21 protein-coding genes are annotated in these 22,997 nt (G+C 71.7%); 13 read left to right on the top strand and 8 right to left on the bottom strand.

Annotated elements, in window-relative coordinates; translation table 11 throughout:
• Nucleotides 1–130 precede the first annotated feature (130 nt).
• The 7 genes from P3X83_RS15185 to P3X83_RS15215 all read left to right on the top strand — a co-directional run bounded on the left by P3X83_RS15185 (nt 131) and on the right by P3X83_RS15215 (nt 8,826).
• Nucleotides 131–361 carry a hypothetical protein gene (locus P3X83_RS15185; RefSeq protein WP_277305693.1) on the top strand — a complete coding sequence of 77 codons (231 nt, stop codon included), beginning with the start codon at nt 131–133 and terminating at the stop codon, nt 359–361.
• Nucleotides 358–1,389 (top strand): hypothetical protein, encoded by a 1,032-nt coding sequence (locus tag P3X83_RS15190; protein WP_277305694.1) that lies wholly within the window; start codon nt 358–360, stop codon nt 1,387–1,389. The genes P3X83_RS15185 and P3X83_RS15190 overlap by 4 nt, the downstream gene beginning before the upstream one ends.
• 22 nt (nt 1,390–1,411) lie before the next feature.
• Entirely contained in the window at nt 1,412–2,593 is a 1,182-nt protein-coding gene (gene dxr / locus P3X83_RS15195; protein WP_277305695.1) for a 1-deoxy-D-xylulose-5-phosphate reductoisomerase, read from the top strand.
• 211 nt (nt 2,594–2,804) lie between these two features.
• Complete coding sequence (ispG, locus tag P3X83_RS15200) at nt 2,805–3,968, top strand: flavodoxin-dependent (E)-4-hydroxy-3-methylbut-2-enyl-diphosphate synthase (protein WP_277305696.1); 1,164 nt, start codon at nt 2,805–2,807, stop codon at nt 3,966–3,968.
• A gap of 135 nt (nt 3,969–4,103) precedes the next feature.
• The gene (locus P3X83_RS15205; RefSeq protein WP_277305697.1) at nt 4,104–5,798 is read left to right on the top strand and encodes an alpha/beta hydrolase; all 1,695 of its coding nucleotides are present in this window, start codon (nt 4,104–4,106) and stop codon (nt 5,796–5,798) included.
• Nucleotides 5,799–5,885: 87 nt separating this feature from the next.
• Nucleotides 5,886–6,728, top strand: coding sequence for a GNAT family N-acetyltransferase (locus P3X83_RS15210; RefSeq protein WP_277305904.1), 843 nt, complete (start codon nt 5,886–5,888; stop codon nt 6,726–6,728).
• Nucleotides 6,729–6,861: 133 nt separating this feature from the next.
• Nucleotides 6,862–8,826, top strand: coding sequence for a PASTA domain-containing protein (locus P3X83_RS15215; RefSeq protein WP_277305698.1), 1,965 nt, complete (start codon nt 6,862–6,864; stop codon nt 8,824–8,826).
• 124 nt (nt 8,827–8,950) lie between these two features.
• Here the strand turns inward: P3X83_RS15215 and P3X83_RS15220 are convergent, their stop codons facing one another.
• From P3X83_RS15220 to P3X83_RS15235, 4 genes are all read right to left on the bottom strand, one after another.
• Nucleotides 8,951–10,678 (bottom strand): CHAP domain-containing protein, encoded by a 1,728-nt coding sequence (locus tag P3X83_RS15220; protein WP_277305699.1) that lies wholly within the window; start codon nt 10,676–10,678, stop codon nt 8,951–8,953.
• 324 nt (nt 10,679–11,002) lie between these two features.
• Nucleotides 11,003–12,985 carry a serine/threonine-protein kinase gene (locus P3X83_RS15225; protein ID WP_277305700.1) on the bottom strand — a complete coding sequence of 661 codons (1,983 nt, stop codon included), beginning with the start codon at nt 12,983–12,985 and terminating at the stop codon, nt 11,003–11,005.
• A gap of 208 nt (nt 12,986–13,193) precedes the next feature.
• The gene (locus P3X83_RS15230; protein WP_277305701.1) at nt 13,194–13,394 is read right to left on the bottom strand and encodes a DUF397 domain-containing protein; all 201 of its coding nucleotides are present in this window, start codon (nt 13,392–13,394) and stop codon (nt 13,194–13,196) included.
• Between the two features lie 21 nt (nt 13,395–13,415).
• A complete protein-coding gene (locus P3X83_RS15235; RefSeq protein ID WP_277305702.1) occupies nt 13,416–14,261 on the bottom strand; it encodes a helix-turn-helix transcriptional regulator in 846 nt (281 codons plus the stop codon).
• 120 nt (nt 14,262–14,381) lie between these two features.
• Here P3X83_RS15235 and P3X83_RS15240 point away from each other — a divergent pair, with 120 nt between their 5' ends.
• Nucleotides 14,382–14,801 (top strand): ATP-binding protein, encoded by a 420-nt coding sequence (locus P3X83_RS15240; protein ID WP_277305703.1) that lies wholly within the window; start codon nt 14,382–14,384, stop codon nt 14,799–14,801.
• 37 nt (nt 14,802–14,838) lie between these two features.
• On the opposite strand, the gene P3X83_RS15245 is transcribed toward P3X83_RS15240, so the two are convergent.
• Complete coding sequence (locus P3X83_RS15245) at nt 14,839–15,504, bottom strand: MerR family transcriptional regulator (protein WP_277305704.1); 666 nt, start codon at nt 15,502–15,504, stop codon at nt 14,839–14,841.
• 15 nt (nt 15,505–15,519) lie between these two features.
• A complete protein-coding gene (locus tag P3X83_RS15250; RefSeq protein WP_277305705.1) occupies nt 15,520–16,524 on the bottom strand; it encodes a BadF/BadG/BcrA/BcrD ATPase family protein in 1,005 nt (334 codons plus the stop codon).
• Nucleotides 16,525–16,597: 73 nt separating this feature from the next.
• On the opposite strand from P3X83_RS15250, the gene P3X83_RS15255 reads away from it, so the two are divergent.
• From P3X83_RS15255 to P3X83_RS15275, 5 genes are read left to right on the top strand one after another with little or no spacing between them, the layout of a single operon-like run.
• Nucleotides 16,598–17,476, top strand: a complete 879-nt coding sequence (locus tag P3X83_RS15255) for a MurR/RpiR family transcriptional regulator (protein WP_277305905.1) — start codon at nt 16,598–16,600, stop codon at nt 17,474–17,476.
• A 7-nt stretch (nt 17,477–17,483) separates the two neighbouring features.
• Nucleotides 17,484–18,245, top strand: a complete 762-nt coding sequence (locus P3X83_RS15260; RefSeq protein WP_277305706.1) for an SIS domain-containing protein — start codon at nt 17,484–17,486, stop codon at nt 18,243–18,245.
• A 40-nt stretch (nt 18,246–18,285) separates the two neighbouring features.
• Entirely contained in the window at nt 18,286–19,713 is a 1,428-nt protein-coding gene (gene ngcE, locus P3X83_RS15265) for an N-acetylglucosamine/diacetylchitobiose ABC transporter substrate-binding protein (protein ID WP_277305707.1), read from the top strand.
• Between the two features lie 12 nt (nt 19,714–19,725).
• Nucleotides 19,726–20,628 carry a sugar ABC transporter permease gene (locus tag P3X83_RS15270; protein ID WP_277305708.1) on the top strand — a complete coding sequence of 301 codons (903 nt, stop codon included), beginning with the start codon at nt 19,726–19,728 and terminating at the stop codon, nt 20,626–20,628.
• Between the two features lie 9 nt (nt 20,629–20,637).
• Complete coding sequence (locus P3X83_RS15275) at nt 20,638–21,549, top strand: carbohydrate ABC transporter permease (protein WP_277305709.1); 912 nt, start codon at nt 20,638–20,640, stop codon at nt 21,547–21,549.
• A gap of 16 nt (nt 21,550–21,565) precedes the next feature.
• Here P3X83_RS15275 and P3X83_RS15280 read toward each other — a convergent pair whose 3' ends face one another.
• Nucleotides 21,566–22,249 (bottom strand): DNA alkylation repair protein, encoded by a 684-nt coding sequence (locus P3X83_RS15280; protein ID WP_277305710.1) that lies wholly within the window; start codon nt 22,247–22,249, stop codon nt 21,566–21,568.
• Nucleotides 22,246–22,872, bottom strand: coding sequence for a TetR/AcrR family transcriptional regulator (locus P3X83_RS15285; protein WP_277305711.1), 627 nt, complete (start codon nt 22,870–22,872; stop codon nt 22,246–22,248). The genes P3X83_RS15280 and P3X83_RS15285 overlap by 4 nt, the downstream gene beginning before the upstream one ends.
• Nucleotides 22,873–22,997: the final 125 nt, after the last annotated feature.

A 22,997-nucleotide genomic window follows, 5' to 3' on the forward strand; every position in this document is an offset into this window, starting at 1 on the left:
GGCGGCGACCGAAGTCGCCCCGCGAGCTACTTTGGTAGCGCCCCGGCCCGCCGGGCGATGGCCCGTTGTCGCCAGGGTGCGGCCCTACGGCCGTTCCGCGCCGCGGCCCGGTGTTCCTAGCGTTTCCGGCATGCATAGAGGCATCCAATTGCTGGGGTTCATCCTGGCTCTGCAAGGCGTCAGCGGCGCGGTGGACCACTTGTGGGGCCAGCCGTTCATCGGGATCTTCCTCAACGCCTTCAACCGGCTGGTCATCCCCAGGATCGACTGGCTCACCGGCTACGAGCTGTACGCGAATCTCGCCCTGACCCTGATCGGGATCGCCGCAATGGTCGCCGCCGACGCTGTCAGGCGCTCATGACCGCCGGGGCGCGCGAGGCTCCCGGCCGGTTACGCCGCCTCGCCCCAGCGGCCGGGCTGTTCGTGCTCGCGCCGCTGACAGGTGAGTTCCTGCTCGGCAACGTCCCGATCACCGGCCTGCTGTGGCTGCCGCTGCTGGCACCGCTGTACGGCGGCGGCGCGCTCCTCATCCGGGAGGTGGCGCGCAGGATGGGGGCGGGCTGGCCGTCGATCGCCTGCCTGGCGGTGGCGTACGCGCTGCTGGAGGAGGGACCGGTGGACCAGTTGCTGTGGAACGACTCCTACGCGGGCCACGACTACCTGCACGGCCCCTCGTTCGTCCCGGTGCTGGGGACGAGCGTCGAACTGGTCCAGACTGTCATCGCGCTGCACGCCGTGTGGAGCATCTGCGTGCCGATCGCGATCGTGGAGTCGTTCGTCCCGGAGCGGCGGGAGACGCCGTGGCTGGGCGGTGTCGGGCTGGGGGTGGTCGCGGCGGTGTTCGTCGCGGGCGCTGCGTTCGTGTTCACCGGCAACTACGCCGAGGAGCAGTTCCTCGCCCCGGCCGCGCAGGTGGGCGGCGCGCTGGCGGTCATCGCGGGCCTGGTGGCGCTGGCCGTCGTGTTGCGCGGGCGGCGTGCCGGAAGGGACGTGGGGGAGCGGTCCGGGAGCGCCCCGCCGCCGATCGCGGTGGGGGCGCTGGGGCTCGTGGCGACCAGCGCCTACTGGGGGCCGCTGGTGCTCTTCGACCCGCCCTGGTACGAGTGGATCGGCGTCGGGGTGTGGTTCGTGGTGGCGGGCGGGGGCCTGACCCTGGTGTGGCGGTGGTCGGGACGCCCCGGGTGGGGCGCGCGGCACCGCCTGGCGCTGGCGGGCGGCGCCCTGCTCACTTACGTCTGGTCGGCGTTTCCGTTGGCTCCGGAGATCGGCGGTGTGTCCCCTGCGGTCGATCTGGCGGGCAACGCGATGTTCGGCGGGCTGGCCGTCCTCATACTGGCGCTGGCCGCCCGGCGGGTGCGGCGAAGTTCCGAGGACGGACGCGCGGAGTGACGGGTACGGGGACAATGGTGAGGTGCAGTCAGACATCACACGTTCCGTCGCCGTACTGGGATCCACCGGATCGATCGGCACCCAGGCCCTCGACGTGATCGGCCGCAACCCCGGCCGGTTCACGGTGGCCGGGCTGGCGGCGGGGGGCGGACGGGTCGATCTGCTGGCGCGGCAGGCCGCCGAGACGGGCGCCCCGGTGGTGGCCGTCGCCGACGAGACGGCGGTGACCGCGCTGCGCGGGGCCCTGGCGGGGCTCGGCGCGGCACCCATGATCCTGGCCGGGCCGCAGGGCGTGGCCGAGGTCGCGGCCCGGCCGTGCGACGTGGTGCTCAACGGCATCACCGGGGCGCTCGGCCTCACCTCGACCCTGGCCGCGCTGGAGGCGGGCCGGGTGCTGGCGCTGGCCAACAAGGAGTCCCTGATCATGGGCGGCGCGCTGGTGAAGCGGCTGGCCAAGCCGGGCACGCTGCTCCCGGTCGACTCCGAGCACTCGGCGCTGGCCCAGTGCCTGTGGGCGGCGAGCCCCTCGGGGGAAGACGCCCGCGCGGTGCGGCGGCTGATCGTCACGGCGAGCGGCGGCCCTTTCCGGGGCAGGAAGCGCGCCGAGCTGGCCGACGTCACCCCTGAGCAGGCGCTCGCGCACCCGACCTGGTCGATGGGCCCGGTCATCACGCTCAACTCCGCGACGCTGGTCAACAAGGGCCTTGAGGTCATCGAGGCCAACCTGCTGTTCGACATCGGCTTCGACCGGATCGAGGTCGTGGTGCACCCGCAGTCGGTGATCCACTCGATGGTCGAGTTCGTCGACGGCGCGGTCATCGCCCAGGCGAGCCCGCCCGACATGCGGCTGCCGATCGCGCTGGCCCTCGGCTGGCCCGAGCGGGTGCCCGAAGCGGCCCCCACGGTCTCCTGGGACACCGCGCAGTCGTGGACCTTCGAGCCGCTGGACGATGAGGCGTTCCCCTCGGTGGCGCTGGCCCGTCACGTCGGCACGAGCGGGGGCACCGCCCCGGCCGTTTACAACGCGGCCAACGAAGTGTGCGTGGAGGCGTTCATGCGGGGCCGGTTGCGGTTCCCCGGAATCGTCGACACCGTGGCGGATGTGGTCGCCGAGCACGTCGTGACCGAGGCCGGCACGGTCGAGGAGGTGCTGGCCGCCGACGCGTGGGCACGGGCCCGGGCCGGTGAGCTGGTCGGTTTGTGACGAACCAGCATCGAGTGACGTGTGTTGCTCTATCGGTTTATGTCGGGGTAAATCGGGCGGACTGATATAGCGATTAGGGTATGAACAGCTGTCCATGTCACAGTGACGCTTGTTACCTTCCTAAGCCGCGCGTCCGTAGCACTACCTAGACTGTCTTCGTACGAATGCGGCTGTCAGGGCTCGTTGCTACGCCAATCAACAAGGTGCTGAGATGTCTATCGATCTTGGGATTCCCTCCGTGCGCACCAGGCCCATCGCCGAGCGCAGGAGATCGCGGCAGATCATGGTCGGCTCCGTGCCGGTGGGCGGTGACGCGCCGGTCTCGGTCCAGTCCATGACAACGACCGTGACAGCGGATGTCAACGCGACCTTGCAGCAGATCGCCGAGCTGACGGCCTCGGGCTGCCAGATCGTGCGGGTGGCGGTGCCGTCCCAGGACGACGCCGACGCGCTGCCGGTCATCGCCAGGAAGTCGCAGATCCCGGTGATCGCCGACATCCACTTCCAGCCCAAGTACGTCTTCGCCGCGATCGAGGCGGGCTGCGCGGCCGTCCGGGTCAACCCGGGCAACATCAAGAAGTTCGACGACAAGGTGGGCGAGATCGCCAAGGCCGCCGCCGACCACGGCGTGCCGATCCGCATCGGCGTCAACGCCGGGTCCCTCGACCCGCGCCTGCTGCAGAAGTACGGCAAGGCCACCCCCGAGGCCCTCGTCGAGTCCGCGCTGTGGGAGTGCTCGCTGTTCGAGGAGCACGGGTACCGCGACATCAAGATCTCCGTCAAGCACCACGACCCCGTCGTGATGGTCCAGGCGTACCGCCTGCTGGCAGAGAAGTGCGACTACCCCCTGCACCTGGGCGTCACCGAGGCCGGGCCCGCCTTCCAGGGCACGATCAAGTCGGCGGTGGCGTTCGGCGCGCTGCTCGCCGAGGGCATCGGCGACACGATCAGGGTGTCGCTGTCGGCCCCGCCGGTCGAGGAGGTCAAGGTCGGCATCGGCATCCTGGAGTCGCTCAACCTGCGCGAGCGCGGCCTGGAGATCGTCTCCTGCCCGTCGTGCGGGCGCGCCCAGGTCGATGTCTACACGCTGGCCGACCAGGTCCACGCGGGCCTCGACGGGCTGAAGGTCCCGCTGCGGGTGGCGGTCATGGGCTGTGTGGTGAACGGCCCGGGCGAGGCCCGCGAGGCCGACCTCGGCGTCGCCTCCGGCAACGGCAAGGGCCAGATCTTCGTCAAGGGCGAGGTGATCAAGACCGTCCCCGAGTCGCAGATCGTCGAGACGCTGATCGAGGAGGCCCTGCGCCTGGCCGAGGAGATGGGCGTCGAGGTCGACCTCGACGACGACGCGCCCGGCCCGGAGGTCACCGTCCACTAACCGGCGCGGCGATTCCGCGGGTGGCCCGGCAATGGATTGGCCACGCGGTGGCAATCATCTCGCGATACCCTCTGTGATCGGACGGTGACTTGGGGGAACATCGCCTCTGTCACCCCAGCAGAGGAGAGCTGTCGAGTGAAGCGCGTCGTCGGAGTTGTCGCGGGTGTTGCGGTGCTGGCCATCGGAGCGGGAGGGATCCACGGCGGCGCGGCCCGCGCCGACGGTGACCTAGGCGGCACGGCCGAGACCGGAGGCGGCGGGGCGGGCCCCGCCGCCGGGGCCGGTTTCTGGCCTGGCCGGGCACCGGTGGGCAAGGGCGCGCCACCCGCGTCCAGGCTCGTCTGGCGGCCCTGCGCGGCCGAACCCGCCAAGGGCGGGGCGCGGATCGCGGGCGCCGTGGCGGCCGAGGCCCCCGCGCAGAAGGTGGAGTGCGCGACCCTCCGGGTGCCGCTCGACTACCGCGAGCCGTACGGCCAGACCGTGGAGCTGGCGCTGAACCGCGTCAAGGGCACGGTCTCCCGCGACCACAACCACCTCGGGGCGCTGCTGGTCAATCCCGGCGGGCCGGGCGCGTCCGGCCGCGAGCTGGCCAAACAGGTCGCCTCGTCGCTGCCCGCCGCGCTGGCCGCGCGATTCGACGTGATCGGCTTCGACCCGCGCGGTGTCGGCGCCAGCAAGCCCGCGCTGACCTGCGTCGACGCCAAACGCTACTATGCGCCGCCGCGCCTCGACCACGTGCCCCGCGCCACCGGGCAGGAAGACCGCCTGCTCGCCCAGGCGCGCGAGTACGCCACCGCGTGCGGCAACCGCTGGTCGTGGATGCTCCCGCACATGACCACGGAGAACTCCGCCCGCGACATCGAATCGATCAGGGTGGCGCTCGGCGAGGAGCGCATCAGCTACCTGGGCTACTCCTACGGCACCTACCTGGGGGCCGTCTACGCCACCCTCTACCCGGCGCGGCTCAAGCGACTGGTGCTCGACAGCAGCGTTGATCCGCAGGGCGTCTGGTACAAGGCCAACCTCGCCCAGAACTACGCCTTCGACCAGCGGCACCGCGACTTCATGACCTGGATCGCCCGCAACAACCGCGTCTACCGCTTGGGCGGCAAGGCGACCGACGTCCGCTTCGCCTGGTACTCCATGCGTGACCGGCTGCGCGGCCGTCCGGTGGGCGGCCTGGTCGGGCCGAGCGAGCTCGACGACGTGTTCACCGTCGCGGGCTACACCGACCGCGTGTGGCCGCAGCTCGCCGACGCCTTCTCCGCCTACGTCCGCAAGGGCGCGACCAAGGGCCTGATGGACGCCTATCATCGCTACGGCGACAACGACGCGTCGGCGGAGAACGGCTACGCGGTCTACCTGAGCGTCCAGTGCCGTGACGCGGCCTGGCCACGGCAGTGGAACGCGTGGCGCGCCGACACCACCCGGATCCACTCCAAGGCGCCCTTCCTGGCCTGGCCCAACACCTGGTACAACGCGCCGTGCGCGTACTGGCCGGTGCCCGCGGTCGGCCCGGTGCAGGTGCGGTCCGACCGCCGCCTGCCGCCGATCCTGATGCTGCAGACGCGCAACGACGCGGCCACGCCGTACGCCGGGGCGCTGCGCATGCGGCGCGCGCTCGGCACCGCCGGCATGGTCCTGGCCGGTGGCGGCAACCACGGGGCCGGGCTCGCCGGCAACGCCTGCGTCGACCGTCACCTGGCCGCCTACCTGCGCGACGGCACCGTGCCCGCCCGCCGGGGCGCCGGGCCCGACGCCAGGTGCGCGGGCGGGCCCGCGCCGGTCGCCACGCCTGCGACGCCCGCCCCGGGCTCGGGCGGCCGCTGACGGCGGGCACCCGGGAGGCCGACACCGATTTGGGGGTCTGCGTCGCTTCCTGCCAAATTCGGCCAGGTCGCGTACGCTTGGCGCGTGATGCTGCGAACATCGGCGTCGCGCGTGCTCGACGACAGCGATCGCGAGGAAGTCCTGGCTCTCCTCGACAGCGATCCCGTCGCCAACGTCTTCGTCGCCTCCCGGGTGCGTTCGGTCGGGTTGAACCCGGCCAGGCTCGGCGGGCAGATGTGGGGGTTCGGCCCGCGCGGCGGGATGACCTCACTCTGCTACGCCGGTGCCAACCTGGTGCCCGTGAACGCCGGCCAGGAGGCCGTGCACGCGTTCGCCGAGCGTGCCCGCAGGCAGGGCCGCCGCTGTTCCTCGATCGTCGGGCCGGTCGCCGCGGTCGAGCCGATGTGGGAGATCCTCCACCCGTACTGGGGGCCGGCCCGCGCCGTCCGCTGGGCGCAGCCGGTGATGGTGATCTCCACGCCGCCGCTGGTCGCCCCCGACCCCCGGGTGCGCCGGGTGCGGCCCGAGGAGTTCGAGACGGTGCTCCCGGCCTGCGTGGCGATGTTCACCGAAGAGGTCGGCGTCTCCCCGGACACGGGCGACGGTGGGGCGCTCTACCGCACCCGCGTGGCCGAGCTGATCAGGATCGGCCGGTCCTACGCCCGGCTCGACGACCGGCAGGTGGTGTTCAAGGCCGAGATCGGGGCCGTCACCCCGCAGGCGTGTCAGATCCAGGGCGTCTGGGTCCACCCGGATCGGCGCGGCGAGGGCCACGCGGTCGCCGGGATGGCGGCGATCGTCGATCACGCGCTGAAGTGTTTCGCGCCGGTGGTCACGCTCTACGTCAACGATTTCAACACGGTCGCGCGGGCGGTCTACCGGAAGGTGGGCTTTACCGAAGTCGGCACATTCATGTCGGTTCTGTTCTGATCTGGTGCTGTCTGGACCGGTAATAAGAGTGTGGCGCTAACGGCCAGATACGCGCGACGGCCGTTGACGCGCGGAGATCCACCCCCTTGAGTAGATACGCGAACGTTGAGTGGCGGCGAGGGGAGGCTGGCCCGTGCCGCAGGCGCAGCCGCTCAAAACGGGGGATCCCGTACAACTAGGCATTTACCAACTGATCGGACGACTTGGTGAGGGCGGTCAAGGGGTGGTGTTCCTCGCCACCCGGCCCTGCGACGGCGAACGCTATGCCGTCAAGGCGCTGTATGCCCCCGTCGGCGAAGAGGAGGCGGCGTTCCTGCGCGAGGCCGAACTGGCCAAGCAGGTCGCCAGGTTCTGCACGGCCCAGGTGATCGACGCCGGGGTGCTCGGCGGGCGGCCCTACATCGTCAGCGAGTACGTGGACGGCCCGTCCCTGCACCGCGATGTCGCGCTGGCCGGGCCGAAGGCGGGCGGGTCGCTCGAACGCCTCGCGGTCGGCACGGCCACCGCGCTGGCCGCGATCCACCAGGCCGGGATCGTCCACCGCGACTTCAAGCCGCAGAACGTGCTCCTCGGCCCGGACGGCCCGCGCGTGATCGACTTCGGCCTGGCGCGGGCCCTCGACGCCGCCGCCACCCTGAGCGGGCGCGGCGCGGGCACCCCCGCCTACATGGCCCCCGAACAGGTCGGCGGGGAGGAACTGACCTCGGCCGTGGACGTCTTCGCCTGGGGCGCGACGATCTGCTTCGCCGCCAACGGCCACGCCCCGTTCGGCCAGGACTCCGTCCCCGCCGTGCTGCATCGCATCCTCACCGCCCGCCCGGAGACCGGCCGCATCGCCGGACGGCTGCGCGCGCTCATCGAGTGCGCCCTGGAGAAGAACCCGGCCGACCGGCCGAGCGGCAGGGAACTGGTGCTGGCCCTGCTCGGCGAGGCGCCCGCCACGGGACGGCACGCGCGCGCGGAACCGGTGGCGGAAGCGGAGGGCGCCGGGGCGATGGGCGCGTACTACCTCGGCTCCTCGGCCCCCGGCATCACCCCGGAGCGCCCCTTCGAAGACGCCCATCCGTTGCCGGTGGAACCTCCCCCGCCGTCTCCGCGGCCCGCCGACGACGACGCCGAGGCCCGTGAACCGGCGGCGGTCCGGACCATCCCCGGCCGGGCGGCGACCCGCATGTCCGTCGCGGTCTCCGGGGCGCTGCTGGTGAGCGCCGCCGTACTGACCGCGGTGCTGGTCCCCGCGCTGACCGGTGGCGGCAACCCCTCCGGCGCGTCCCCGGCCGCGTCCGGCCCACCGACCACCGCGAGCGCGTCACCGGCGAGCGAACGCTCCACCCTGGGGCGCGAGGAGACCCAGGCGAACCAGGCGGTGCCGCCTCCCGCCGCCACCACGGCCGCCGCCGGGACCGTCCGGGTTCCCTTCCTCACCGGGATGGACCGCGCGGCGGCGGTCCGCGCGATCAAACGCGCCGGGCTGGTCGCGGGGCCGACCACCAGGTCCGACTCGCCGAAGCGGATGGGCCAGGTGCTCGCCACGACCCCGGCGGCGGGCAGCCCCGTGCACAAGGGCTCGGCGGTGCTGCTGAACGTCTCGGCGGGTGTCAAGGTGCCCACCGTGACCGGGCTGCGCCGCAAGGCGGCCGAGGGGGCGCTGGGCGCGGCCGGCCTGACCGTGGGCGACGTGATCCGGACCTGCTCCCACCTGCCCACAGGTCAGATCGTCAAGAGCGACCCGGCGGGCGGCGCGAGGACCTCGGCCGGCTCGCCGGTGTCTCTCGTCGTGGCCCGCCAGGGGGTGACGGTACCCGCCGTGACGGGCACCCCGGAGACCGCCGCCCGCGCGGCACTGGAGGGCTTGGGCCTCGCCGTCCGCAGACAGGGCCGCATCGCCGACTCCCCGGACCAGGTCGGCATGGTGCTCATCCAGAGCGTCCCCGAGGGGACATGCGTGGACGCCGGAGAGCGCATCACCCTCACCGTCGGCCTGGAGCTCACCACCGGCCCTCCCGACCTCGAACCCACGGATCCCCCCTCAGACGACACCCGGGACCCCACCTGGAATCCGGCCCCCGACGACTCCGAAGAATCCGCCATACCCTGACCCCGGGCGCCGACGGCGGGTCTGGGGAGGGCCGGGGGCGGTCCTCGCCGTTGGTGACGGCTGGGCCGCCTCCTTCCGGTGTGCGCGGCAGACCCCGGTGCGAAGGCCGTGGGTCTGCGGTGGGTCAGACCCTTTCTTCGGTTTCGGTGGGGTTGAACCAGTTCCAGGTGGGGGTGGAGGGTTCGTGGCGACGGCGGCGGCCGGGTTGGCGTGGGGCCGTGGAGTCGGCGCTGTCTGCGGCGGGGCGGTGGCGGCGGCCCCGGAGGGGTGGGCCGGTGGTATCGGTTCGGGGGGAGTGGATGTGCTCCTCGCGGGCGGTGATGGGGCGGTGGCGTCGGCCGCGAAGCGGGGCCGCGGCGAAGTCGGCCGGTGCCTCGGGCGCGCCCGACACGGCCGGGCGGTGGCGCCGCCCGCGCGGGGCGGGTGCGTCCGCGCCGGTGTCGGGGGCGGCGAGCACCGTACGGCGCCGCCGTCCCTGATACGTCGCGTCCGCGATGTCCGCCTCGTTCGTTCCGGGACGGCCGTGCCGCGCCGCCCGGTGCGCCGGCAGCTCCGGCGTACCCATGTCGCCGAGGCCGTTGGGACGCGTGGTCCGTCCCGTGGGGCGACGCGTCGTTTCGAGGGCCGGACGGGTGCCCGGTCTGGCCGCGTGGCGGCCCGGCGTCCGCGCCGGGCGTCTGCCGTTCGCGGGCCTGCGGACCGAGTGTCCCGTGGCCTGCGCGGCCTCCGCCGCCTCCAGGGCCCCCGCGACGCCCGGCAGCGAAGGAGAGGCCGCGACCGCGGGCCGTGCCACCCGGAGCCTGCGGCCACGGGAGTGGGCGAGCAGCCCCAGCGCGGCGAGCAGGACGGGCGCGAGCAGCACCGGGCTGCTCAGGTCCGGCAGCGCGCCCTGGAGCGGGTAGGTCGCCGACAGCGGGGCGGCGGTCAGCGGCGTGGTGTCCGGGAGGACCCGGGGCTCGGACGCCGGGGTGGGCGCCGGCAGGTGCGCGGAGGGGCCCCTGGCGACGACACTGTCGAGGTCGGTGGCGGTGCCCTTGCCGTCCACCGGGGGCGTGGTGGCGCGGGGCGCGGCCGAGGGCTTGTCCCGCGTGGCCGTAGCGGGCCTGGGGGCCTCGGACGGCTTGGCCGTCGGCTGGCTCGCCTGGTTCGCCTGGCTGGTCTTGTTCGCGCCCTTGGCCTGCGCGCGGCTCTCCCCGGCACGGGCCTTGTCAGACGGGCGCACGCCGCTCCACGGCCTCGGCGCCGCGAGCGGGCCGGGCGAGATGAGGCCGCTCTTCAGCTCGGGGACCACCGTGGTCAGCGGGGCGTACGGCGCGGCGGCCGTACCTGATTCCCCCGCGGTTCCGAGGACGGAGTCCGGCGGCCCCTGCGGCTCCCGCTCGGCCTCCAGCGCCTCCTTGACCTTCTCCGGGTAGCCGTAGCCGACGACCTTGTCCTGGTCGCGCTTCTTGCGCTTGGCCACGCCGCCGTCGATGTTGCCCTCGATGGTGAGGATCTTGTCGCCTCTGACTCCGGTGACGACTCCGACGTGGTCGATGCCACGGATGCTCTTGCCGCCGCTCCAGTCGTAGAAGACCAGTGCGCCCTTCTTCGGCGTGGTGCCCCACGCTCCCTGCTTCTCGAACCAGCGCGCGTGCGCGGGGGTCCAGGCGAACTGCCCGATCCAGTCCTCGTAGCCGAGCTTCTTGGCGGCCCAGGAGAGGTACATGTCGCACCAGGGCTGCGCGCTGTAGTCGGCGTCGGACTCGACGCTGTTGTACCAGGCGCCGAACTTGGTGTGGCCGCCGCTCTTCTCGGCGTAGCCGAGCTGTTTTTCGAGCAGCTTGATGAACTTCTCGGTCTCAGGGCTCATCTAAGTCAGGGGACCCGCGTACGGCCCTTGAAGGCATGGTCGCGCCGCCCTCGCGACCGGGTCGTACGGAGGTGGGGTCGGTGTCGATGGCGCGTTCGTCCGTGCCGATCGCGGGGGAACCGATCGGTACGCACGTGGCGGCACCAAAGGTCAGTGACTTCCGTGACGACGGAGACTACCGGGGCAAAACAACTGGTCAAGCCATCCCAAAGGGAGCGTCAAGGAGCGTTCAAGTCTCTCGACGACCCGAAGTCCCAGGTCGAACCTGTGTTGGGTTTGCCCAAACATGTCGGGATATGTGAAAAAAATCTACCTTTTGGGTGGTTATTCGATCTCTCCCACGGGCTCGTCGCTCGGCGACGGGGTGTCGGACGTCGGCGTGGGCGACGCGCAGGGCGGGCCGTCCAGCACGGCCTCGCTCACCTGGAAGCCGCCCTCGGCCGCGCGGTCGGTGGCCAGCACGACCCCCAGGTGGGCGCGCGTCCCGCAGGCGATGTCGCCCGGCGCGTTGCCCAGCTTGAGCGTGTAGCGGGTGCGCCCGCGCAGCGTCTCCCGGTGCGTGCGCAGGGTGCGCGCGGAGCCCTCGCCGTCGCGGCGCGTGTAGGCGACGGTGACCCGCACGGGGCCCCGGCCCGCCGTCGCGACCCGTACGGCGCCGGTCGAGCCGTTCCAGCCCACCACCCGCGCCTCCTGCACGGCGGGCGGCGGGCACACCGCCCCCCGCACTGGCGTGGTCTTCGACGTGGTCGCCCCGCCCGGCATCGCCGTGACGGTGAGCCGCCGGTAGACCGTCGTGCCGCACGCGGGCGCGGCGAACGGATGGCTCACCACCGGCGTGTAGGCGCTCGCGCCGGACAGCGTGAACGTGCGCGGCGGGGCCTCGGTGAGACGGTCGCGGGCCGCCCCCTCGGCGAACCTGGTCGTCACGGTGACGTTCTGCCCGCTGGACGCGCGCAGGCTGAGCGTGCCCCGCCCGCCGTCGAAGGAGGCGATGCGCAGCCCGCTGACCACCGGCCCGCCGGCCACGCCGGTCGTGCCGCCGGTCGGCCGCGACACCGGGGTGGTGTCGGGCGTGGAGGTGGGGGCGGGGTTGCCGTCGCGGCCCCTGGCCTGCGCCGAGGTGCCGGTCGTGGCGCTGGGGCGCGCGTCCGTCGTGGTGGGGGCGGGCGTGGCCCTATCCCGGCGTCGCGCACGGCGGGCCGCCTCGCTCTGCGGCTCCTGGGCCCGCTCGCGCGGCGGCGTGGCCAGGAAGGTGTCCGGTGAACCGTCGTCCTCGGGGCCCCCGTCGCTGGTCAGCACCACCACGGTGACGGCGGCGGCGGCCATGGTGGCGATGAAGGCGAGCCGGGGCTTGGGCATGCGGACGGGCCGGGAGCGGCGCATCCGGCGCTCTCCGCCGACCCTGCCGAGCAGCAGCGCGATCCCGGCAGACGGCGTGGTGCGCTCGTCGTCGGCGGAGCCGTGCTGCGTGCCGTGCGCGGGGGCCGCCCGCGTGCCGGCCGCGCGGGGGCGGGGGAGCGGCCCGGCGAGCGGGAAGTGCAGCGCCAGCGAGGTGGCCAGCTCGGCCAGGTGACGGCGGCCCCGTTTGTCCCACTCCTGGCCGTAGGCGGCCTGGGCGGCGGCGTCGAGGTCGGCCGCGAAGGCGCGGGCATCGCGCGGCCGTTCCGCCGGATCGACGGATAACCCTCTGGCCACCAGCTCACGGACCGAGCCGGGGACCTGACGGCCGGTGCCGTCGTGCGGGGGACGCCCGGTCAGGCACTCCACGAGGGCGGCGGTGGCGGCGTAGAGGTCCGCGTCGGCCTCGTGCGCGCTCAGGCCGCCCGGCGTCGGGTACGGCGGTTCGCCGCCCGGCAGCGCCAGCCCGAAGTCCGCGATCTTGGTGGTGCCGTCCGCCTGGACCAGCACGTTCTCCGGCTTGTACGCCCGGTGGGCGATGCCCAGGTCGTGGGCCGCCGCGAGGCCGGAAAGGGAGTTTCTCAGCAGGCTGAGCGCGGCCTCCGGGCTGATCGTGCCGCGCTCGTTGAGGATCGCCCGCAGCGAGACGCCGTCCACCAGCTCCATCACCAGCGCCGCGCTGGTCGGCGTCTCGACGTACTCGTGCAGCCGGACGATGTGCGGGTCGTCCAGTTCGACCAGGCGGCCCGCCTCCTCGCGGAAGCGCGCGAGGAACGCGGGGTCGGCCCACAACAGCGGGCGCAGGAACCTGATCGCCACATACGCCCCGGTGGCGCTGTACGTGGCGACCACGACGCGCCCGGCACTGCCACTGCCTAACTGGCGTACTTCCTCGTATCCCGAAACCATCCGCCCCCCAACGAGTGCACCGCGCTGCACATTCGACGGTCTCACCCCGGTGGTCGGTTGTCACGGAAGCCGATATTTCACTATTTGTCGCTACACCAAAAGCTCCCGGTATTGGGGCCGCCGCCCACTCGGGAGTGGGCGGCGGCGTTTGCGTGTGATGCGTGTGGTGCGAGTGATACTGGGTTACCGGAGTGACGCCGGCCGACCGTCAGGGGGTCAGGTCGAACTCGCCGGCCTTGACGCCGACCACGAAGGCGTTCCACTCCTCCGCGGTGAACCGCAGGAGCGCCCCGCCCGGCTGCTTGGAGTCGCGGACGCCGATGGCGCCGCTCGCGACGGAAACCTCGACGCAGTTTCCGCCACCGCTGTAGGAGCTTTTCAACCAGCCTTCCGCCGTGAACTCGTTCATGCGTGCGCCCTTTCTAAACGGTTAGACGAGACTGTCGGACAGATCGCGGATGAGGGACGCCGAGTCTCCCGTGTTGAGCGCCGCCGCCCGCAGATGGTCGAACACCAGCGACGCGGCGTGCGTTTCCTCGGGCTCCTCCAGGTAGACGCACCCCATGAGATGTTCCAGATACAGCACGTCGGGATACCCGTCGAACGTCAGCAGGACGAAGGAGCCGTCGATGGCCGCGTGCACTCCCGCGGTGAGCGGGAGCACCTGTAACGACACGTTGGCCAGTTCGCCCAGCTCCAGCAGGCGCCGGAACTGGCCTCGCATGATCGCCGGGCCGCCCACGACACGGCGCAGCGCGGCCTCCTCCACGATCTGCCAGACGTTCAGCGGACGATCGGAGGCGGTGACGCGTGCCTGCCGGGCGAGCCGTACCTGAACGGCCCGATCGGCGTCGTCGGAGCCGCCCCGACGCGACCCGAGCAGCGCGGCGCGCGCGTAGTCCCCGGTCTGGAACAGACCGGGGACCACTTGCGCGTCGTAGCTGCGGTAGGTGGCCGCCTCCGCCTCGAAGCCGAGGAACTGGCCGAACCCCGTTTTGAGCACTGCGCGGTAGGGATGCCACCACCCCTGCCTGCGAGCCTCACGCGCGAGCCGGACCAATTCCTCACGCTCCTCCGCGGTGACGGAGTAGACCTCGCACAGTTCCATCACCTCGCCAGAGGTGATGCGCATGCGCGCGTTCTCCATTCGACTGATCTTCGACTGGTCCCAGCCGAGCCGGCGTGCCGCCTGCTCGCCGCTGAGACCGGCCGCCTCCCGGATGCGCCGGATCTCATGCGCGAGACGCCTGCCCCGGACCGTAGGTACGTACGGCATTGCTTCTCCGCATAATGTTCCGATTTCCCTTGCGGCACCCGTGCTGCCGCGACAAGGTGTAACCATACGACTACGGAACCTGTACGGGGGCGGGTTTCGGCGAGTCCGGAGGGGGAGTCCATGTCCAGGGCAAGGTTGCTGGGATCGCTCGACATCCCGGGTACTGCCGCCGCCCCCGCCCGTGCCAGGAACTACCTGGCGACCATCCTCGACCCCGCCATGTACGCGCTCGACGCGATCGCCGACGTGACGCTGCTCACCAGCGAGCTGGTGACCAACGCGGTCGTCCATACGGCGTCGGGCGACGGCGGGAAGGTCACCCTGAGCGTGCTGGAGTTCCCCGGCGGCGGCATCCTGGTCCAGGTCGCCGACGAGGGCTCGGCCACGCGGCCGACCCCCCGCGTTCCCGGCGACGACCTCGACACGCACGGCCGAGGCCTGCGCCTGGTCGACTCGGTGGCCGCCAACTGGGGCCATCAGCGCGACGGCGTCGGCACCACCACGTGGTTCCTGGTGGATCCGGGTCCGGCGACCGGTTGAGCCCCGGCGCGCCGCGCGATCGCACGCGGCGGCGCGGCTACCCGGGCTCGCCTGGCAGGCCACCGCGGCAGGTCTCGCCGAGCAGCCGTCCCGACTCCGACTCGTGGGCGAGGCGGCGCAGCGCGTCGAAGGCCCGGCCGTACAGCACGGTGCCGATCACCAGATGCTCCACCGCGGCGTCGCGGGGCCCGTCGAACGGCACCCGTGGCAGCTCCTCCCCGGTGACCAGCTCCCGCGCGGCCAGCGCGTAGGGGCGCAGCGCCTCGGCGTCGGCGGGCATGCCCAGCCGCTCCAGCGACAGGATGGTCTGGGCGAGCTCGTCGAGGGTGGGGGCCTTCTCGGTGACCCGCCAGCCCAGCTCCGACATCAGCGCCGAGGCCCGCTTCCTGGCCTCCCGCCACGCCTCGGCGTCGGGATCGGGGTCGGCCCCCGGGCTGAGCGCGTACTGCGCGGTGCCGAGCATGTCGTGGACGGGCAGGCTCTCGTCCTCGACGGCGGCCACGATCTTGCGGATCGCGGCCAGCGGGAGGCGCCCGACCTCGATCAGCGCGCGGATCAGCCGGAGCCTGCGGACATGGGCCTCGCCGTAGACGGCGCGGGTGGCCGAGGTCTGCTCGCCCTGCGGCAGGAGTCCCTCACGCAGGTAGTACTTGATCGTGGGAATGGGCACCTGGGACTCGGCGCTCAGCTCGGATATCCGCATTATTGGATAGTATCGCTAGCCAACTTCCGGGCGGCCGGTGAAGGTGCCGTGCGGCGGTGCGGCGTCCTCGCCGAGCAGGTCGAGGGCGGCCAGCCAGGCCGCCGCCCCTGCCCCGTCTCCGGCGACGCTCACGGACGCGTCCCAGCGTTCGCGCAGCAGGTCGCATACGGCCCGCCGTACCGGCCCCCGGCTGGTCAGCACGCTGCCCGCGAGCACGATCGGCTCGCGCGCCCCCGCAGGGCGCACCTCGGACACGGTCTCCACGAGCAGCCGGGCCGCCTCGGCCACGATCTCGGCGGCACCCGGATCGCCCTCCTCGGCGGCCCTGTTGACCAGCGGCGCGAGGCGCGACAGCTCCAGCGGCGGGCGGCCCTGCGCGTGCCTGATGATCAGCATCGCGAGGTCTCTGCCGCCCGCCTCGGACTCCCCGATCAGCGCGCCGGTGATCAGCCGCGTGAGCGGCCCGGACGGCACGCCCCGCGTGAGGTCGGCGACCGCCTTGGCGGCGGCCTCGCGGCCCAGCCAGTAACCGGATCCGTGGTCGCCGAGCAGCCAGCCGAGGCCGTCCGCGACCCCGGCCAGGCGGCGGTCCGCGATGGCGGCGGCGACGGCCCCGGTGCCCGCCAGCAGGACGCTGCCGGACGCCTCGGCGGTGCCCGCCGCGAACGCCACCGCCACGTCCTTGGCGCAGCGGACCTCGGCCTCGATCCCCAGGTCGTACCAGACCCGTTCGAAGGCGGCGCGGCCCTCGCCGTGGCGCAGCGGGCCGTCCCCGGCCACGGCCGCCGTCCCGGCGACCACTCGCGGCACACCGGTCTCGCCGAGCGCCTCGGCGTAGCCGCGCAGCGCCTGGGCGGCGGCGTGAGAGAGTGCGGCGCAGGCCGCCGCGACCCCGTGCGCGATGGGGTTTCCGCCGCCCGCCCGGCCCCGTGCGAACCGGGCCCCGTCGAGGGCCGCGACGACCGCGCGAGTCGCCGTGCCACCTGCGTCGATGCCAAGCACGACCGGTTCGATCACCATGTTCACATCCTGGGACTTGACTCCTGGCCAACGCAAGAATAATTTTCATCCAACCATGTTTTGGGTGAAAGGAATGATTGTGGCCGGAGGGGTGCTCGGACGCATCCAGACGGAGCTGCCCGGTCTGCCCGAGGCGCTGCGCAGGGTGGGAGAGCGGATCCTCGCCGATCCAGGCGAGGCGGCACGCTCGACGATCATCGCGCTCGCCGAGCGGAGTGGCAGTTCCCCAGCGACCGTGACCAGGTTCTGCCGGGTCTTCGGCTTCGCCGGGTACGCCGAGTTGCGGGTCAGTCTGGCCACCGAGACGGGGCGCGCGGCCCAGGCCAACTGGGGCGCGGGCGTGGGCAGGGACATCGGTCCCACCGACCCGCTGGAGACCGCGATCGAGGTGATGGCGGCCTCCGACGCGCGGCTGATCCAGGAGACGGCGGCCCAGCTCGACACCGAGATGGTGGCCAAGGTGGCCGACGCCATCGTGGCCGCCAGGCGGGTGCTGCTGTTCGGCGTCTCGATCAGCGGCGCGGTGGCCGGGATGCTGGAGGCCCGGCTGCGCCGGATAAGCGTCTCCTGCTGGAGCCACACCGACGCCCACGAGGCACTCTCCGACGCGTCGCTCCTCGGAGCCGAGGACGTCGCGATCGGCATCTCGCACCGGGGCCGCACCAGGGAGGTGCTGGAGGCCCTGGCCGAGGCGGGCGCGCACGGCGCGACGCTCGTCGCGGTCACCTCGTTCGCGCGTTCACCGCTGGCCGAGCTGTCGGATTTGGTGCTCACCACGGCCGGCCGTACCACCGAGAAGTTCCGGCCCGGCGGGCTGGCGGCGGTCCACTCCCAGCTCTTCGTGCTCGACGCGGTCTACCTGGCCGTGGCCCAGCGCACCTACGAGCGGTCCAAGGACGCCTACGAGCTGACCATCAACGCGGTCGAGAGCCACCGGGTCGAGAGGGGTTGAGGGGATCTTGGACATCGGCGCAGCCACCTACGTCCAGCGGATCGAGAAGCTGGTCGACGAGGTCGCGCAGGCGCAGGCCGGGCCGGTGCGCGAGGCCGCGGCGCTCGTCACCGCGTCACTGCGCGCCGGAGGCGTCGTCAACGCGTTCGGGTCCGGCCACTCCGAGGCAATCGCCATGGAGATCGCCGGGCGCGCGGGCGGGCTGGTGCCGTCCAACCGCCTCGCGCTGCGCGACGTCGTCGTGTACGGCGGTGAGCCCGCGAGCGTGCTCACCGAGGGCAACCCGGGCGACCTGGAACGCGACCCGTCGATCGCCCGGCGCGTCTACGACCTGGCCCCCGTCCGCCCGGAGGACGTCTTCGTGCTGATCTCCAGCTCGGGCGTGAACGGCTCCGTGGTGGAGATGGCCCACATCGTCCGCGATCGCGGTCACAAGCTGATCGCGCTGACCTCCGTGCAACACAGCACCACGATGCCCTCGCGCCACCCGTCCGGGCGCAAACTGCTCGACCTGGCCGACGTGGTGCTCGACAACGGGGCCCCGTACGGCGACTCCGTCCTGCCGCTGCCCGGCGGCGCCGCCTTCGGGGCGGTCTCGACGATCACCTCCGCGCTGCTGGCGCAGATGGTGGTGGCCGAGGTCGTCCGGGAGCTGGTCGAGGCCGGCGAGACCCCGCCCATGTACCTGTCGGCCAACATGGCCGGCGGCGACGAGCACAACCGCGCGCTGGAGGCCCGCTACGCCGGGCGGATCCGCCGGGGCGCCTGAACCGACCCGGTTCGACATCATCACCAGGAGGGACCTCACCATGGCACAAACCCCCTTCACCCGGCGCGAGCTGCTGAAGAAGGCCGCGCTCGCGGGCCTGCTGCTGCCCGCGGCCGGCGCCCTGGCCTCGTGCGCCACCCCGGCGGGCGGACCGGCCGCCTCCCAGCCCCCGGTGTCGGGGGCCAAGAGCGCGAACAACCCGCTGGGCATCGCCGAGGACAAGCCCTTCGAGATCGTGATCTTCGACGGCGGTTTCGGCGACAAGTACCTGACCGACATCCACCAGCCGCTGTTCCGGGTCAAGCACCCCAAGGTCGAGATCAAGCACACCGCGACCAAGGAGATCGCCAAGACCCTCCAGCCCCGGCTGGCGGGCGGCAACCCGCCCGAGGTGATCCACAACTCCGGCGCCAACGCGATGGACGTCGGCGCGCTGGTGCAGGACAACCAGCTCTACGACCTCGCCCCGCTGCTGGACGCGCCGAGCTGGGACGACCCCAACGTGAAGGTCCGCGACAGCGTGCTGAGCGGCATGGTCGAGTGGGGCACCTTCGGCGGCAAGTTCCAGGTCATGGCCTACACCATGGGCGTGTGGGGGATGTGGTACTCCCGGAAGCTGTTCAAGGAGGAGGGCTGGACCACCGCCCCCAAGACGTGGGACGAGTTCACCGGGCTGCTCGACACCATCAAGAAGTCCGGCAAGACCGCCCCGTTCACGTACGCGGGCAAGCACCCCTTCTACATCTACGAGACGATCCTGACGCTGGCCGCGAAGATCGGCGGCAAGGACGTCCTGAAGAACATCGACAACCTCGAAGACGGGGCATGGCAGGTCGAGCCGATCAAGCAGGCCGCCACCGCATTCGCCGAGATCGGGGCGAAGTACCTGATGCCCGGCACGGCGGGCCTGGACCACATCCAAACCCAGACCGCGCAGAACAAGGGCAAGGTGGCCATCCTGCCCTGCGGGGTGTGGCTGGAGAACGAGCAGAAGGACACCACCCCCGCCGGGTTCGACTACGGGGTCTTCCCGCTGCCCGACTTCACCTCCTCCGACGCGCTGCCGTACGGCGCCGTGCACGCCCGGCCGGGCGAGGACTTCATGGTCGCGGCCAGGTCGGCGAACCCGCTGGCCGGGGTCGAGTACATGCGGGCCATGCTCTCCAAGGAGGCGGCGGGCAAGTTCGTGCAACTGGTCAGCACGCCGTCCGTGGTCAAGGGCGCGGCCGAGGGGGCGCAGCTCACTCCCGGCCTGCAGTCGGCCACCGGCATGCTGGCCGCCGCCGGTGACAACACCACCTACTTCCGCTTCCGCCAGTGGTACCTGCCCATGCACGACGAGGTGGCGGCGGCGACCGGTCAGCTCATGAACGGCCGGCTGACCGTGGACAAGTGGATCGAGCGGATCCAGAAGAAGGCCGCGGACATCAAGGGCGACTCCTCCGTCCAGAAGTTCACGCGCGCGTGATGAGAGATTGACATGAGATTCCACAGGACGCGTTTCATCGCCGGGTTCCTCGCGATCCCGTTGCTGCTCTACGTGATCTACGTGATCGCGCCCTACGCCCAGGCGTTCTACATCGCGCTGACCGACTGGCGGGGCGTCAACGCCAGCCCCCGGTTCATCGGGCTGGAGAACTTCCGGCGACTACTGGAGGACTCCGTCTTCTGGAAGGCCGTGGGGCACAACGCCGTCCTGCTGGTGCTCATGCCGGTGCTGACCATCGGCATCGCGCTGTTCTTCGCCTTCCTGCTCAACGTCGGCGGGAAGTCGGGCGTCACCGGGATCTGGGGGTCGAAGTTCTACCGGGTGGTGTTCTTCTTCCCCCAGGTCCTCGCGGTCGCCATCGTCGCGGTGCTGTTCCAGCAGGTGTTCCGTCCGGACCGCAGCGGCATGCTGAACGCGCCGCTGCTCGCCCTCGGCCTGGAGCCGGTGGGCTTCCTGTCCGATCCGGACTTCGCCTTCTGGTCGGTGCTCGGAGTGCTGGTCTGGCAGGCCGTCGGGTTCTACGTGGTGCTGTTCTCCGCGGGCATGGCCTCCGTGCCGAAGGACATGTTCGAGGCGGCGGCCATCGACGGGGCGGGGCGCCTGGCGCTCTTCTTCCGCGTGACGCTGCCGCTGCTGTGGGACACCATCCAGGTCGGCTGGATCTACCTGGGCATCGCGGCGCTCGACGTCTTCGCGGTGGTGTGGGTGATGACCGCCGAGCACGGCGGTCCCGACTCGTCCACCACCGTCATGGCCGCGGAGATCTACCGCAACGCCTTCCAGTACTTCAAGTTCGGCTACGCCTCCGCCATGGGCGTGGTGCTCTTCTTCTTCACCGTCGGCTTCGCGGCGATCGCCCTGCGCCTGTCGCGACGCGAGCGGATCGAGTTCTAGGGGTCAATCGTGGTTTCTGACAGTCTGCCCTTCTCTCGCCGCCGGGCGAAGGAGGAACGCCGGGCCCGTATCGGCCCGATGGCCGCCCTGTCGCACGTGGCCCTGCTCGTCTGGACGGTCCTCGTCGCGGTGCCGATCGTGTGGACCTTCCTGGCCTCGGTCAAGACCGAGGACGAGATCTTCGGCGACGCCTGGTCGCTGCCCGCCGCGCTGCGCTTCGACAACTGGGCCAGGGCCTGGGAGCAGGCCCAGATCGGCCAGTACATGATCAACAGCATCGTCGTGGTGTTCTTCGGGGTGCTCGGCACGATGCTGTTCGGGTCGATGGCCGCCTATGTGCTCTCGCGCTACCGGTTCCGCGGCAGCAAGGCGCTCTACCTGCTGTTCGTCTCCGGGCTTGCCTTCCCGGTCTACCTGGCGCTGACGCCGCTGTTCTTCGTGGTGCAGAACATGGGCCGGGTGCCGGTCATCGGGCCGTTCCTGGGCCTGAACTCGCACGTCGGGCTGATCTTGGTCTACATCGCCTACTCGCTGCCCTTCACGGTGTTCTTCCTGGCCGCGTTCTTCCGCACGCTGCCGACCGCGGTGGCCGAGGCGGCGTTCGTGGACGGCGCGTCGCACAGCCGGGTCTTCTTCCGGATCATGCTGCCGATGGCCCGGCCGGGGATCGTGAGCATCACCGTGTTCAACATCCTCGGCCAGTGGAACCAGTACCAGATCCCGCTGGTGCTGCTGGCGGGCGCCAAGGACAAGTGGGTGCTCACCCAGGGCATCGCGGACATCTCCACGGCGGCCGGCTACGACGCCGACTGGGCGGCGCTGTTCGCCGCGCTCAGCATGGCGATCCTGCCGATGCTGGTGGTCTACACGGTCTTCCAGCGGCAGATCCAGGCGGGCCTGACGGCGGGCGCCGTCAAGTAGCGGGGCGCCCGCCCGGTCAGCCTCCCGGCACGTTGCGCAGCGCCTCGCGGCGGCTCAGGCCGCTGATCCCCTTGTGGTCGACGTAGCGGACGACCTCACGCGGGTCTACCTTGGCGTACTCGCGCAGCGCCCAGCCGATCGCCTTGCGGGCGAAGAAGTCGGTGTCGGACAGGCTGGGCTCGATGCAGGCGTAGAGCAGGCCGAGGTCGGTGCGCTCGCGGAAGCGGTTCTGGCACAGGATCGAGGTGCGGCGCTTCCACAGGTCGTCGCCGCGCGACCACTCCAGCATCAGCGGGCGCATGCTGTCCGGGTAGGCCGTGAGCAGGCCGCCGACGCGGTGGACGGCGAGGTCGTCCACGAAGTCCCACCAGGCGCCGGTGACGATCATCTCCTCGTACATCGGCAGCGTGTAGAGGGTCTGCCAGGGCCTGTAGAAGCGGAAGCCGGTCAGCTCGATGGCGGCGTAGCGCTCCTCGCGGTACTCGGCCGCGCGCCAGATGGCCAGGGAGGTCTTGCGCCACTCGGGGGCGGCGAGGATCCGGTGCTCGGCGAAGACCCGGCGCAGCGCGGCCCGGCGCGGCACCGCCTGAACGCCGAGGAAAGGCATGTCGGACTTCATGTACGCGCGCATGGTCTTGGCCTTGGCGGGTTCGGCGATGTCGGCGAGCGCGCGGCGTACGGCTTCGTGCAGGCTGCTCATACGCGCTGGCTGGTCCGCTCTCCCGTGGACAGGCCGTCGAACAGCACCGTGATGTAGTGCTCGGCCAGGCCGTCGGTGTCGAGCCGGCCGTCGGGGCGGAACCACCGCACGGCCACCCACATCGTGTCGCGGATGGTGCGGTAGGTGAGCTTGGGATCGACGTCGGAGCGGAGCTGGCCCCTGGCCTGGCCGTCGCGGATCTGCTCGACCCACATGCGCTCGACCTCGTCCTCGGCCCTGACCAAGTAGTCGAAGCGGTCGCCTGGCAGGGAGCGCAGGTAGCCCCAGTCGTTCTGCATCACCATGATCGCCGCGCGGTGCGGCTCAAGGGCGGCGAACCCGATGTGGATCATCGCCGACAGCACCGCCCGGGGGTCGCCGCCGTGGGACAGCGCGGCGCGGTAACGGCCGATGAGGTCGTCGAGGAAGCGGGAGAGCACCTGGTCGACGATGCTCTCTTTGGAGTCGAAGTGATGGTAGAGGCTGCCCGAGTGGATGCCGGCCTCCTGCGCGATCTCGCGGACCGTCGTCGCCTGGAATCCCTTGCGCGCGAAGATCTCGGCGGCCAGCCGGACGAGGTGATCGCGGCGCTCCGAGACGGGGGTCGCCTTACCCGTGTTCACGAGTCCCCATTATGGGCCCTGGGCCAATCGCTTGTTCACGATACGGGATCGCGCGCTGGCCAGGCTGAGCGGGGTATATCACCGCAATTCATCATTTATGTACTGGTGACCCAACACTCCAGTTG

The organism is Spongiactinospora sp. TRM90649, from assembly GCF_029382225.1.
GTDB lineage: Bacteria > Actinomycetota > Actinomycetes > Streptosporangiales > Streptosporangiaceae > Spongiactinospora.